Origin of the sequence: Microbacterium sp. str. 'China', assembly GCF_002993305.1 — a bacterium.
GTDB classification, from domain to species: Bacteria; Actinomycetota; Actinomycetes; order Actinomycetales; family Microbacteriaceae; genus Microbacterium; species Microbacterium paraoxydans.
Genome location: NZ_CP027434.1, coordinates 1,788,601 through 1,802,188 on the forward strand (window position 1 = coordinate 1,788,601; position 13,588 = coordinate 1,802,188).

General features: G+C 69.6%; 9 protein-coding genes and 1 tRNA gene. 2 read left to right on the forward strand and 8 right to left on the reverse strand.

What is annotated here, in order from left to right:
• Nucleotides 1-10 precede the first annotated feature (10 nt).
• Nucleotides 11-2,644, reverse strand: coding sequence for a DNA polymerase I (gene polA / locus C6C15_RS08600; RefSeq protein WP_199787640.1), 2,634 nt, complete (start codon nucleotides 2,642-2,644; stop codon nucleotides 11-13).
• Nucleotides 2,645-2,689: 45 nt separating this feature from the next.
• Here polA and C6C15_RS08605 point away from each other — a divergent pair, with 45 nt between their 5' ends.
• Nucleotides 2,690-3,118 (forward strand): hotdog fold thioesterase, encoded by a 429-nt coding sequence (locus tag C6C15_RS08605; protein WP_071328611.1) that lies wholly within the window; start codon nucleotides 2,690-2,692, stop codon nucleotides 3,116-3,118.
• On the opposite strand, the gene C6C15_RS08610 is transcribed toward C6C15_RS08605, so the two are convergent.
• On the reverse strand, nucleotides 3,093-3,656 hold the full coding sequence (locus C6C15_RS08610; RefSeq protein WP_105949842.1) for a GNAT family N-acetyltransferase: 564 nt from the start codon (nucleotides 3,654-3,656) through the stop codon (nucleotides 3,093-3,095). The genes C6C15_RS08605 and C6C15_RS08610 overlap by 26 nt on opposite strands.
• A 9-nt stretch (nucleotides 3,657-3,665) precedes the next feature.
• Complete coding sequence (locus C6C15_RS08615; protein WP_025103469.1) at nucleotides 3,666-4,283, reverse strand: ANTAR domain-containing response regulator; 618 nt, start codon at nucleotides 4,281-4,283, stop codon at nucleotides 3,666-3,668.
• 100 nt (nucleotides 4,284-4,383) lie between these two features.
• Between C6C15_RS08615 and C6C15_RS08620 the strand changes: the two genes are divergently transcribed.
• Nucleotides 4,384-4,469: transfer RNA gene (locus C6C15_RS08620), tRNA-Leu, on the forward strand.
• Nucleotides 4,470-4,491: 22 nt separating this feature from the next.
• Here the strand turns inward: C6C15_RS08620 and C6C15_RS08625 are convergent.
• The 5 genes from C6C15_RS08625 to gltB form a co-directional block, all read right to left on the reverse strand.
• Nucleotides 4,492-5,202: an esterase/lipase family protein gene (locus tag C6C15_RS08625; RefSeq protein WP_105949843.1), complete on the reverse strand. Its 711-nt coding sequence runs from the start codon at nucleotides 5,200-5,202 to the stop codon at nucleotides 4,492-4,494.
• Nucleotides 5,142-5,948, reverse strand: coding sequence for an alpha/beta fold hydrolase (locus C6C15_RS08630; protein WP_105949844.1), 807 nt, complete (start codon nucleotides 5,946-5,948; stop codon nucleotides 5,142-5,144). Before C6C15_RS08630 ends, C6C15_RS08625 begins: the two co-directional genes overlap by 61 nt.
• A gap of 110 nt (nucleotides 5,949-6,058) precedes the next feature.
• Nucleotides 6,059-7,507 (reverse strand): pyruvate kinase, encoded by a 1,449-nt coding sequence (gene pyk / locus C6C15_RS08635; protein ID WP_025103472.1) that lies wholly within the window; start codon nucleotides 7,505-7,507, stop codon nucleotides 6,059-6,061.
• A gap of 56 nt (nucleotides 7,508-7,563) precedes the next feature.
• Entirely contained in the window at nucleotides 7,564-9,030 is a 1,467-nt protein-coding gene (locus C6C15_RS08640) for a glutamate synthase subunit beta (protein WP_105949845.1), read from the reverse strand.
• Nucleotides 9,023-13,546, reverse strand: a complete 4,524-nt coding sequence (gene gltB / locus C6C15_RS08645) for a glutamate synthase large subunit (RefSeq protein ID WP_105949846.1) — start codon at nucleotides 13,544-13,546, stop codon at nucleotides 9,023-9,025. The genes C6C15_RS08640 and gltB overlap by 8 nt, the downstream gene beginning before the upstream one ends.
• Nucleotides 13,547-13,588 lie beyond the last annotated feature (42 nt).

A 13,588-nucleotide genomic window follows, 5' to 3' on the forward strand; every position in this document is an offset into this window, starting at 1 on the left:
GCCACCGGGGTCAATGCGCGGCTTCGTTCCAGTCCCGACCGCGGCCCACCTGCACGTCGAGCGGCACGGAGAGCTGCGCGGCGTCACCCATCCGCGTGCGGACGATCTGCTCCACCGCATCCCACTCCCCGGCCGCGACCTCGACGACGAGTTCGTCGTGGATCTGCAGCAGCACGCGCGACTCCAGCTTCGCGGTGTGGAGGTCGTCGTGGATGTGGAACAGCGCGATCTTCATGATGTCGGCCGCGCTCCCCTGGATCGGGGCGTTGAGCGCCGCCCGCTCGGCGTTCTCGCGCAGCACACGGTTGGGGCTCGCGAGATCGGGGAACGGTCGCCGACGGCCGAAGATCGTCTCGGTGTAGCCGACCTCCTTGGCCTTCATCACCGAGGCCCGCAGGTAGTCGCGGACCGCGCCGAACCGTGCGAAGTACTCGACCATGAGCTGCTTGGCCTCGGACTGCTCGATGCGCAGCTGCTTGGACAGCCCGAACGCGGAGAGGCCGTAGACGAGGCCGTACGACATCGCCTTGACCTTGGTGCGCATCGCCGGGGTGACCTCGGACGGATCGACGCCGAACACGCGGGCGCCGACGAAGCGGTGCAGGTCTTCACCGCTGTTGAACGCCTCGATCAGCCCCTCGTCGCCCGAGAGGTGCGCCATGATCCGCATCTCGATCTGCGAGTAGTCGGCGGTGAGCAGGGTCTCGTACCCCTCGCCGACCTCGAAGGCGCTGCGGATGCGCCGCGACTCCTCGGTGCGCACCGGGATGTTCTGCAGGTTCGGGTCGGTGCTGGACAGGCGCCCGGTCTGACTGCCGGTCTGCACGTACGTCGTGTGGACCCGGTGGTCCTCCCGGATCGCGGTGTCGAGGGACTCGATGATCTGCCGCAGCTTCGTCGCCTCGCGGTGCTGCAGCAGCAGGCTCAGGAACGGGTGCGGGTGGGATTCCTGCAGGTCGGCGAGCACCGCGGCATCGGTCGAGTACCCGGTCTTCGTCTTGCGCGTCTTCGGGAGCTGCAGGTCTTCGAACAGCACCTCCTGCAGCTGCTTCGGCGACCCGAGGTTGAACTCGCGACCGACGACCGAGAACGCCTCCTGGGCCAGGGCGTCCGCCCGCGTCGCGAGCTCCGCCGAGAACGTCGACAGCACCTCGTGCGACACGGCGACGCCCGCGAGCTCCATGTCGGCGAGCGTGCGGAGCGTCGGCAGCTCGATGTCGCGGAGCACCGCGTCCACCGGCTCCGGCAGATCATTCCGCAGCGCCTCGGCCACGCGGAGGATGAACCACGCCTCCTGCGACGGCGTAGCTCCCTCGGTCTCCGGCACGAGCTGCGACGGATCGGCCTCGGGGAGCTTCTCCCCCAAGTAGCGCTGGACGAGGTCGGACAGCGTCTTGTCCGGGAAGCTGGGGCGCAGCAGCCAGCCCGCGAGGCTCGTGTCGTACGCGAGCCCGCCCAGACGGATGCCCTGACGGAGCAGCGCCTTCACCTGCGGCTTGGCGTCGTGCAGCACCTTGGGCGCGTCGGACTCCAGCCACGCACGCAGCGCCTGGGCCCCCTCCTCCGACCAGTCGAGCTCGCGCAGCTCGCTCCCGGTGGCGACGCCGACGCGCACAGGTGCGCCCGACTGCACCACGACCCGGAGAGCGATGTCCCCGTCCTGAGCCGCGGCCCAGGTGGCCAGATCAGCGGCGGACACCTGTGCCGGCGCGGGCATCTCGACGACGGAGGCCGGATCGTCGGCGACCTCGCCCGCACCGACGGCCTCGAAGACCCGCGGCAGCAGCGTGCGGAACTCCAGCCGGGCGAAGATGTCGCGGACGGCCTCGGCATCGATCGGGGCGACGGCGAGGTCGGCCGGTGCGACCGGCAGCTCCACGTCGGTCAGCAGGCGGTTGAGCTTGCGGTTGCGTCGGACGTCCTCGATGTGGTCGCGGAGGTTGCCGCCGACCACGCCCTTGATCTCACCGGCACGCTCGAGCAGCTCGTCGAGGGAGCCGAACTGCGTGAGCCACTTGACGGCCGTCTTCTCCCCCACCTTCGGCACGCCGGGGAGGTTGTCGCTGGTCTCACCCACAAGGGCGGCGATGTCGGGGTACTGCTCGGGACGGACGCCGTAGCGCTCCTGCACGGTCGCCGGGTCGTAGCGCTTGAGCTGTGAGACACCCTGGACGGACGGGTACAGCAGCGTGACGTCGTCGGTGACGAGCTGGATGGTGTCGCGGTCTCCCGAGACCACGAGCACGTCGTAGCCCTGGGCCGCCCCCTGCGTGGAGAGGGTGGCCAGGATGTCGTCGGCCTCGATGCCCTCCTGCGTCAGCACCGGGATCGACATCGCCGCGAGGCAGTCCTGCAGCAGCGGGATCTGGCCCTTGAACTCCTGCGGCGTCTCGGACCGGGTGGCCTTGTACTCCGGGTACTCATCGGTGCGGAACGAGTGGCGGGAGGTGTCGAACGCGATCGCGAGATGCGTGGGCTGCTCGGCCTTGATGAGGTTGACCAGCATGGACAGGAAGCCGTAGATGGCGTTCGTGTGCTGATTGTCCTTGGTGGTGAAGTTGTCGACCGGGAGGGCGAAGAAGGCCCGGTAGGCGAGCGAGTGGCCGTCGACGACCATGAGGGTAGGCTTTGCGGAGTCCGTCACCCTGTCAGCCTAACGAGGAGCACGGACACCCGCAGAGGAGGATGCATGAGCGAGGTCGCCACCAGCGAAGGACTCGAGTGGGCGGCCGCCCGCGGCATGGGGGCGCTGGCCGAGAAGATGGGCATGGAGTTCGTCGAGTTCGGCGTCGATCGGTGCGTGGCGACGATGCCGGTGGAGGGCAACACCCAGCCCGTCGGTCTCATGCACGGCGGCGCCTACGTGGTCCTCGGCGAATCGCTCGGCTCGATGGCGGCGAATCTGCACGCAGGAGCGGGCCGCCTCGCCGTCGGCGTCGACATCAACGCCACGCACACCCGGTCGGCCACCTCGGGCGTCGTCACCGGGGTCTGCACACCCGTGCACCTGGGGCGCAGCATCACGGTGCACGAGATCGTCGTCACCGACGATCAGGGTCGGCGCTGCTCGACGATCCGCATCACCAACATGATCAAGGACGCTCCCGCCGCGGACTGAGCGGTTCCTCCAGCAGCAGCTGGAACAGGATGTGGTCCTGCCACTCCCCCGCGATCCGCAGGTACTTCGGCGCGATGCCGATGCGCTCGAAGCCGGTGGCGGCGAGGACCCGCTGCGAGGCGACGTTGTGCAGCAGCGTCGACGCCTGGAGGCGATGCAGCCGCAGCTCGTCCCGCGCGTGCTCCGCCACGAGGGCGACCGCGCGCCCCGCGAGCCCTCGGCGCAGTCGGGTGGAATCGATCCAGTACCCGAGATCGGCGCTCCAGAACGCACCGCGCACGATGGTGTTCAGGTTGACCCGGCCGCGGATCTCGCCGTCGTCCGAGAGGATAACGAACCGGGAACTCCGGCCGAGGGCGGCCTCGGCGACGCACTGCTGCGCGTTCTGCTCCTGCCATTCCTCGGTGAAGAACGCCTCGGAACGCGCCGGCTCCCACGGGGCGAGGTGCTCTCTGTTCGCGAGATACGCGCGCGCGAGCGCCGCACCGTCGCCGGCGCGGACCGGCCGCAGAACGTGCTCTGCGTCCAGCCGGAGCACCGGAGTGCCTTACTTCTTGGGAGCGAGCTGCTCGATGATCGCCTTGGCGACGTCCTGCATCGTCAGGCGGCGATCCATCGACGCCTTCTGGATCCAGCGGAACGCCTCGGGCTCGCTCAGGCCCATCTTCTCGTTGAGGAGGCCCTTCGCGCGGTCGACGAGCTTGCGGGTCTCGAAGCGCTCGACCATGTCCGCGACCTCGGCCTCGAGGGTGATGATCTGCTCGTGGCGGGCCAGGGCGATCTCGATCGCGGGGAGGAGATCGTTCGGGGTGAAGGGCTTCACGACGTAGGCCAGGGCTCCGGCCTCGCTCGCGCGCTCCACGAGCTCCTTCTGACTGAACGCGGTCAGCAGCACGACCGGGGCGATGTTGCCCTTGTGAAGCTTCTCGGCGGCGCTGATGCCGTCGAGCTGGGGCATCTTCACGTCCATGATGACGAGGTCGGGACGCAGCTCGGTGGCGAGGGCCACCGCCGTCTCGCCGTCGCCGGCCTCGCCGACGACATCGAAGCCGTTGTCGCGGAGGATCTCGACGATGTCGAGACGGATCAGCGATTCGTCTTCGGCGACGACGACGCGTCGGGGTGCGGATGCCGTGGGCTGCTCAGCCTGTTCTTGCTCGGTCACCCCTCCATCCTAACGGAGAGGTCCCCACCACCGGCTGAAGACAGAGGACGCGCGGGGAACCGTCCGTCGTCTGCGCTACAGTCGAAGTCGCGAGACACGGGCCGGCGTGGCGGAATGGCAGACGCGGAGCACTCAAAATGCTTTGTCCGAAAGGGCGTGTGGGTTCGAGTCCCACCGCCGGCACCAGCATCGCGGACCGCTCGCCCCGTCACTCGGCGAGGGCGGCGAGTTCGGCCATCACACGGGGGTGGGCGAGGATGCGGAAGTGCCCGCCCGTCTCCAGGACGACGTTCTTGGCCCCGGCGAGCTCACTCCCCTCGGGGATGTGCGGATCGAACGCGGCGTAGATCGAGACGATGCGCGCGTTCACATCGAGCTCCCGCCCCAGCGCGACGATCGAGGGGTCGTCGGGTGAGAACGCCCGCAGCACCCGACCGGGCAGCAGCCGCGCATATCGGGAGCCCCCGAACGGCGTCGCGATGGCGAGCATGCCGCGGATCCGGGCACCCTCCGGGCCGGTCATCACCAGCTTCCCGGCGAGGCCGCCTTTGCTGTGGGCGACGAGGAACACGCCCGAGAGGTCGTGCGCGCGCAGGTAGTCGGCCACCTGATCGGCCTCATCCTGCACGGGGAACTGGTTGCGGTGCAGCGCATCCACGACATGGACCGGGTGCCCCCGCTCGTGCAGCGCGACGATGAGTGGCTCCAGGAAGCGCCAGGTCTCGTAGACACCGGCGAGCACCACGATCGGGGCGCGGTCTCCGGTGGTGAAGTCATCCGCCTGGTCACGGCCGAAGAACGATCGGACCTGCCAGAACCCCGCGTAGGCGTAGTCCGCGGCCCACCAGCCCAGAATCCTCAGGACGCTGATCGTGCCCTCCCCCGCCGGATGGGTGCGGCCGGCACCGCCGTCGGCCATGCTCCCGTCGTGTGGGCCAGGATCGCGGAAGCCACCGCCCGGGGCGCGGACTGCTGCGCGACATGATGATGACCGGGGATCTCCACCAATCGCGAGACGGCCGCCGCGTCGCGCAGGCGCCGGCACCACGCGCGTCCTGCGATCGGATCGTCACTCCCCCGGACGACGAGCACCGGCATGGTGAGAGCCGCGACCCTCTCCTCCAGGGGATACGCGAGCATGTGCCGGACCTGGCGGAGATACCACCGCACGCCGCAGCGCAGGTAGTCGGTGAAGACGACCGTGTTGATCGCGGGGGTCTCGCCGACGGTGTCGACGGCCAGGGCCCGGGCCTGCGCGCCGAGAGTCCGGTGGGCGTCGTCGGTGACGGGACCGATCGTCACGACGGTCCGGACGTACTCGGGATGCCGCAGCGCCGTCTCCACGGCCCACTGCACGCCCATCGAGTGTCCGACGAGCACGACCCGGTCGTCGTCGAGGCTCGCCACCACCTGGGCCAGGCCCGCCGCCATTTGCGGGATCGAGACGTCGAACCGGGGCTTGGGCAGGCCGCCGAAGCCCGGGAGGTCGACGGACACCACTCTGGTCGTGTCCGCGAGCACGGCGTGCAGCCGCGACAGATACCGATGCGACATCCCGATCCCGTGCACGAGGACCACGGTCGGGGCGGTGTTGCCGGCGGGCCGGGGACTCTCCAGGATGCGGAACGTCAGCCCGGAGGTGACGAGGAGACGACGGAGGACCATGGCAGCACGCTAACCGAGGCCGCCGTCACGGCCGAGAGGCTTGACGCACCGGCCCGGAGATGACAGGGAGGGGCGAGGCCGAAGCCCCGCCCCTCCCGGAACGCCCTGCGTCAGACGCCGGCCTTGTAGATCGGCGCGGCGCCACGGAGCGCATCGCCGACCTTGTGCACGCGCAGGTCGTTCGTGGAGCCGATGATCCCGGGAGGGGACCCGGAGATGACGACGACCTTGTCCCCCTCGACGGCGAGGCCGTTCCCGAGGAGGTACTCGTCGACCTGGTGGTACATGAGGTCGGTGTGCTGCACCATGTCGACGAGGGTGGAGCGGAGACCCCAGGTCAGCGCCATACGACGACGGATGCCGGGCTCCGGCGTGAAGGCCAGCATCGGGATGCGGGAGCGCAGACGGGACAGGCGGCGCGCCGAGTCGCCCGACTGCGTGAACACGCACAGGAACTTGGCGTCCACGAACTCCGCGACCTCGAGGGCCGCGAGCGTGATGGCACCACCCTGCGTGCGGGGCTTCGTCGTGAGCGGCAGGATGCGCTCCAGGCCGTGCTCCTCCGTCGACTCGATGATGCGGGCCATCGTCTCGACGACGACGACCGGGTAGTCGCCCACGCTGGTCTCGCCGGAGAGCATGACCGCGTCGGCGCCGTCGAGGACGGCGTTGGCGACATCGGAGGTCTCGGCGCGGGTCGGCACCGGGCTGTTGATCATCGACTCGAGCATCTGCGTCGCCACGATGACAGGCTTCGCGTTGCGACGGGCCAGCTCGACCGCGCGCTTCTGCACGATCGGGACGGCCTCGAGGGGCAGCTCCACGCCGAGGTCCCCTCGGGCGACCATGATGCCGTCGAACGCGTCGACGATCTCTTCGAGGGCGTCGACGGCCTGCGGCTTCTCGATCTTGGCGATCACCGGGACGCGGACGCCCTCCTCCGCCATGATCTCGTGCACGCGGGTCACGTCCGAGGCGTTGCGCACGAACGACAGCGCGATGAGGTCGGCACCGGTCCGGAGGCCCCAGCGGAGGTCCTCCTCGTCCTTCTCGCTGAGCGCGGGGACGTTGACGGCGACGCCGGGCAGGTTGATGCCCTTGTTGTTCGAGACGGCGCCGGCGACGACGACACGCGTGGTGACGGTCACACCGTCGGTCTCGACGACCTCGACACGCACCTTGCCGTCGTCGATCAGCAGGAAGTCCCCGGGCTTGACGTCCTGGGGAAGGCCCTTGAACGTGGTGCCGCAGATCTCCTTGTTGCCGATGATGTCCTCGGTGGTGATCTTGAAGATGTCGCCCTTGGCGAGCTCGTACGGTCCGTCCTCGAACCGGCCGAGACGGATCTTCGGCCCCTGGAGGTCGACGAGGATGGCGACGGCACGACCGGAGTCCTCCGCCGCGCGGCGCACGTTCGCGTAGTTGTTCTCGTGCACGGAGTAATCACCGTGGCTGAGGTTCAGTCGGGCGACGTCCACACCCGCATCGATCAGTGCGCGCACCGTCTCATACGTGGAAGTGGCGGGGCCCAGGGTGGCGACGATTTTCGCGCGTCTCAACATGTCTCCAGGGTAGAAGTGGGGGATTGCAAACAGGCGACACTGCCGGCCTCAGCCTACGCGGGCTGGAGGCCGATCGCGACATCGCTCGGGCGCACGGGCTCCGGCAGCACGGTGGTGCCCATGAGGAAGCGGTCGACGTTCGCCGCCGCCGCCCGGCCCTCCGCGATCGCCCAGACGATGAGCGACTGCCCGCGTCCCGCGTCGCCGGCGACGAACACGCCGGGGATCGACGACTCGTAGCTCGCGGCACGACGGAAGGCGCCGCGCTCGGTCACCTCCGGCCGGGTGTCCTCGGTGTAGCCGTCCTGCTCCGGTCCGGTGAAGCCCATCGCGATGAGCACCAGGTCGGCCGGGATCTCCCGCTCCGTGCCGCTCTTGGGCACGCGGCGACCGTCGATGTACTCGGTCTCGGCCACGCGCAGTGCGCGCACCTCGCCGACCTCGTTCGACAGGAACTCCACGGTCGAGGCGAGGAAGACCCGCTCCCCGCCCTCCTCGTGCGCCGAGGCCACCTCGAAGATCGTCGGCATCATCGGCCACGGCTGGTGATCCGGGCGCGTCTCGCTCGGCTGCTTGCCGATGGCGAGGTTGGTGACGCTGAGCGCGCCCTGGCGGTGCGCGGTGCCGATGCAGTCGGCGCCCGTGTCGCCGCCGCCGATGACGATGACGTGCTTGCCCTCGGCGGTGATCTGGTCCGGGACGGTGTCGCCGGCGACCGCGTGGTTCGACTCGACGAGGTACTCCATCGCGAAGTGCACGCCGTCGAGGTCGCGACCAGGGATCGGCAGGTCGCGCGGGACCGTGGCGCCGGTGGCGATCACGACCGCGTCGTACCGGGCGCGCAGGTCGGCCCAGGAGATGTCCTTGCCGATCTCGACGCCGGCGCGGAACCGCGTGCCCTCCTCCTGCATCTGGCGCAGGCGGGCCTCGAGCTGGCTCTTCTCCATCTTGAAGTCCGGGATGCCGTAGCGGAGCAGGCCGCCGATGCGGTCGTCGCGCTCGAAGACGGCGACGGTGTGCCCCGCGCGGGTGAGCTGCTGGGCGGCCGCGAGACCGGCGGGGCCCGAGCCCACGACGGCCACGGTCTTGCCCGTGAGGCGCTCCGGCGGCTCCGGCTCGACCCAGCCCTTGGCGAAGGCCTCGTCGATGATCGAGACCTCGATCTGCTTGATCGTCACGGCCGGCTGGTTGATGCCGAGGACGCACGAGCTCTCGCACGGCGCCGGGCAGAGGCGCCCCGTGAACTCCGGGAAGTTGTTGGTCGCGTGCAGACGCTCGATCGCCGCGCGCCCCTCGCCGCGCCAGGTGAGATCGTTCCACTCGGGGATGAGGTTGGCCAGCGGGCACCCGGAGTGGCAGAACGGCACACCGCAGTCCATGCACCGGCCGGCCTGGCGGCGGAGCACGGCCTTGTCGCCGGGCTCGTACACCTCTTTCCAGTCCATGATGCGCACGGGCACCGGACGGCGAGCGGGAAGTTCCCGCTCGGTCACCTTCAGAAAGCCTTTGGGGTCAGCCACCGGTCACCTCCAGGATGCGGTTCCAGACGATGTCGCCGTCGGGGTCGATCCCCTCGGCCAGTGCCTCCTCGCGCATGCTGCGCACGGCGGCGAAGTCACGCGGGAGCACCTTCACGAACTCCGCCGCGCTGGCGTCGAAGTCCTCCAGCAGGGCGGCGGCGCGCGGCGATGCCGTGCGCTCCACGTGCTCCACGAGCAGCCCGCGCAGCACTTCGAGATCGGCGCGGTCCAGCGGCTCCAGCCGGAGCTCGCCGCTGCCGAGCGACTGCGCGTTCACCTTGCCGGTGTCCAGGGCGTGCACGTACGCCACTCCCCCGGACATTCCGGCACCGAAGTTGCGCCCGGTCGAACCCAGGATCACCGCGAGGCCGCCGGTCATGTACTCGAGCGCGTGGTCGCCCACGCCCTCGACCACCGCGGTCGCACCGGAGTTCCGGACGAGGAAGCGCTCGCCCACCACACCGGAGATGAACATGGTGCCGGATGTGGCGCCGTATCCGATCACGTTGCCCGCGATGACGTTCTCGTGCGGGGCGATCGCGGAGCCGCGCGGCGGCCGGATCGTGATGTCGCCGCCGGAGAGGCCCTTGCCGACGTAGTCGTTCGCGTCGCCCTCCAGCCGGAGGATGATGCCCGGCGGCAGGAACGCGCCGAGCGATTGGCCCGCGGTGCCGGTGAGGGTGACGTCGATCGTCTCCTTCGGCAGTCCGGTGGCGCCGTGGCGCGAGGTCACCTGATGGCCGAGCATCGTACCGACCGCGCGCTCGGTGTTGGCGATCGGGAGCTCCGCCATGACGGGTTCTCCGTTCAGCAGCGCCGCCTTCGCGATGTCGATGAGCTGCACGTCGAAGTGCTTGTCGAGCTCGTGGTCCTGGGCGCGGCCGCTGCGACGCGGCTCGCCAGCCGGGAACGCCGGTCCCTCCAGCACCGGGCTGAGGTCGAGCCCCTCGGCCTTCCAGTGCGCGATCGCCGCGTTGGTCTCCAGCAGCTCGGTGCGGCCGACGATCTCGTCGATCGAGCGGTAGCCGAGCTCGGCGAGCAGCTCGCGCACCTCCTCGGCGATGAACTCCATGAAGTTCACGACGAACTCGGGCTTGCCGGTGAACCGGTCGCGCAGGACGGGGTTCTGCGTGGCGACGCCTACCGGGCAGGTGTCGAGGTGGCAGACGCGCATCATGATGCAGCCGCTGACCACGAGGGGCGCGGTGGCGAAGCCGAACTCCTCGGCACCGAGCAGGGCGCCGATGATGACGTCCCGTCCGGTCTTGAGCTGCCCGTCGACCTGCACGACGACGCGGTCGCGCATGCCGTTGAGCATGAGCGTCTGCTGCGTCTCCGCGAGGCCGAGCTCCCACGGCGTTCCCGCGTGCTTCAGCGAGTTCAGCGGGCTCGCGCCCGTACCGCCGTCGTGACCGGACACGAGGATGACGTCGCTGAGTGCCTTGGCGACGCCGGCCGAGACCGCGCCGATGCCGGACTGGCTGACGAGCTTCGTGTGGATGCGCGCCTCGGGGTTCGCCCGCTTCAGGTCGAAGATGAGCTGCTTGAGGTCTTCGATCGAGTAGATGTCGTGATGCGGCGGCGGCGAGATGAGGCCGACCCCCGCGGTGGCGTGGCGGGTGCGCGCGACCCAGGGGTACACCTTGGTCGGCGGGAGCTGGCCGCCCTCACCGGGCTTGGCGCCCTGGGCGAGCTTGATCTGGATGTCGTCGGCCTCGGTGAGGTAGAGGCTCGTGACGCCGAACCGGCCGGAGGCGACCTGCTTGATCGCGCTGCGCCGCTCGGGGTCGACAAGACGGTCGGGGTCTTCCCCGCCTTCCCCCGTGTTCGACTTGCCGCCGATCCGGTTCATCGCGATCGCGAGCGTCTCGTGCGCCTCCTTGGAGATGGAGCCGTAGCTCATCGCCCCCGTGGAGAAGCGCTTGACGATCGCCGAGACGGGCTCGACCTCGTCCAGCGGCACGGGCTTGCGCGTGCCGGTCCGCAGCGAGAACAGGCCGCGCAGCGTCTTCAGCTCCGCCGCCTGGTCGTCGACGAGCTTCGTGTACTCGCGGAAGATGTCGTAACGGCGGGTCCGCGTGGAGTGCTGGAGCTTGAACACCGTCTCCGGGTTGAAGAGGTGCGGAGAGCCTTCGCGACGCCACTGGTACTCGCCTCCGGTCCACAGGCGCTCGTGAGCACGGGCTGCGGCGTCCTCCGGGTACGCGTAGTCGTGGCGGGCCTGGTTCTCGGCGAAGATCTCCTCGATCCCGATGCCGCCCAGCTTCGACTCGGTACGCGTGAAATAGGCGTCGATGAACTCCTGGCTCAGGCCGACCGCCTCGAACACCTGCGCGCCCGCATAGGACGACACCGTGGAGATGCCCATCTTCGACATGATCTTCAGCACGCCCTTGCCGAGCGCGTAGATGAGGTTCTTCACGGCCTTCTCCGGGGAGATGCCCGTGATGTAGCCGGTGCGCACGAGGTGCTCGACCGTCTCCATGGCCAGGTAGGGGTTGATCGCGGAGGCACCGTAGCCGATGAGCGTCGCGACATGGTGCACCTCGCGCACGTCGCCGGCCTCGACGATCAGACCGACCTTCATCCGGTTCTCGCGCCGGATGAGGTGGTGGTGGATGGCCGACACCATGAGCAGCGACGGGATCGGGACGAGGTCCTTGTTCGAGTCGCGGTCGGACAGGATGATGAACTCCGCACCGTCCTCGATGGCCTGATCGACCTCGGCGCACATCTCGGTGAGGCGCTCGGCGAGGGTGTGGGGTCCTGCGTCGAAGTGGTAGAGGCCGCGGATCGTGGCGCTCGACCGCCCGGGCAGGGCCTTGTCGATGTGCCGGATCTTCGCCAGCTCGTCGTTGTCGATGACCGGGAAGTCGAGCGACACCGTGCGCGTGTGCTCCGGACCCCAGGTGAGGAGGTTGACCTCAGGGCCCAGACCGAGCTTGAGGCTCGTGACGACCTCTTCGCGGATCGAGTCGAGCGGCGGGTTGGTCACCTGCGCGAACTGCTGCGTGAAGTAGTCGAAGAGCAGCCGCGGGCGCTTGCTGAGCACGGCGATCGGGGTGTCCGATCCCATGGCGCCCAGAGGCTCCACGCCCGTCTGGCCCATCGGGGTGAGGAGGATGCGGACCTCCTCCTCGGTGTAGCCGAAGGTGCGCTGTCGCCGGGTGATGGAGGCCGGCGGGTGCACGATGTGCTCCCGCTCGGGGAGGTCGGCCAGGCGGACGGAACCGGCGTCGAGCCACTCCTGCCACGGGTGCATCGTCGCGAGGTCGTGCTTGATCTCCTCATCCTCGACGATGCGGCGCTGGGCCGTGTCGACGAGGAACATCTTGCCGGGCTGCAGCCGGCCGCGGCGCTTGATGCGCTCCGGCTCGAAGTGCAGGACACCGGTCTCGGAGCCGATGACGACGAGTCCGTCGGTGGTCTCCGTCCAGCGTCCGGGGCGCAGGCCGTTGCGGTCCAGGGTCGCACCGACGAGCGTGCCGTCGGTGAAGATGAGGGCGGCCGGGCCGTCCCACGGCTCCATCTGGTTGGAGTGGTACTCGTAGAACGCGCGCAGCTCCGGCGAGATGTCGGCCTGCTTCTCGTACGCCTCCGGCACCATCATCATGATCGCGTGCGGCAGGCTGCGGCCGGTGAGGGTGAGCAGCTCCAGCACCTCGTCGAATGAGGCGGAGTCGCTGGCGCCGTCCGTGCAGATGGGCAGCAGGGGCGAGATGTCGCCGAGGAGCTCGGACTCGAGCTGCGACTGGCGGGCGCGCATCCAGTTACGGTTGCCGCCGACGGTGTTGATCTCGCCGTTGTGGGCCAGCATCCGCAGCGGCTGCGCGAGCGGCCACGACGGGAACGTGTTCGTCGAGTACCGCGAATGCACGACGGCGAGCTCGGAGGCGAAGCGCTCGTCCTGCAGATCCGGGTAGAACGGCTCGAGCTGGAGCGTGGTGACCATGCCCTTGTAGCCGAGCGTGCGGCTGGACAGGGAGACGAAGTAGGCGCCGAGCTCGTGGCCCGCGCGCTTGCGCAGACGGTAGGCGACGCGGTCGAGCGCGATGCCGGTCAGCGGCGCATCGGCGAGGGTGGCGCCGCCTGCGCTCACGAAGAGCTGCTCGAAGGCGGGACGGGCCTCGTCGGCGAGCTTGCCGAGGTTCTCGTTGGCTGTGGGGACCTCGCGCCAGCCGAGGACGCGGAGCCCCTCCGCGCGGGCGATCTTCTCGATCCCGGCCTTCTGCTGGCGGCGCTCGCTCGAATCGCGAGGCAGGAAGGCCAGCCCGGCCGCGTACTCCCCCACGGGCGGCAGTTCGAAGCCGGTGACCGCGCGGAGGAAGGCGTCCGGCATCTGGGTGAGGATGCCGGCTCCGTCCCCGGTGCCCGCGTCGGACCCGATGGCCCCGCGGTGCTCCAGGTTGCGCAGGGCCTCGAGGGCCAGCGCGATGATGTCGTGCCCGGCTTCGCCGCGCAGCGTTGCGACCATGGCCAGGCCGCAGGCGTCCTTCTCGAACGCCGGGTTGTACATGCCCTGCTTCGGGGGGTATGCGCCGGAGGCGCCGTAAGGGGG

Excerpts from the sequence above, each read along its gene's own strand:
- C6C15_RS08605 (WP_071328611.1), top strand. The coding sequence starts at position 2,690 with ATGAGCGAGGTCGCCACCAGCGAAGGACTCGAGTGGGCGGCCGCCCGC.
- C6C15_RS08625 (WP_105949843.1), bottom strand. The coding sequence starts at position 5,202 with ATGGCCGACGGCGGTGCCGGCCGCACCCATCCGGCGGGGGAGGGCACG.
- C6C15_RS08630 (WP_105949844.1), bottom strand. The coding sequence starts at position 5,948 with ATGGTCCTCCGTCGTCTCCTCGTCACCTCCGGGCTGACGTTCCGCATC.
- gltB (WP_105949846.1), bottom strand. The coding sequence starts at position 13,546 with ATGTACAACCCGGCGTTCGAGAAGGACGCCTGCGGCCTGGCCATGGTC.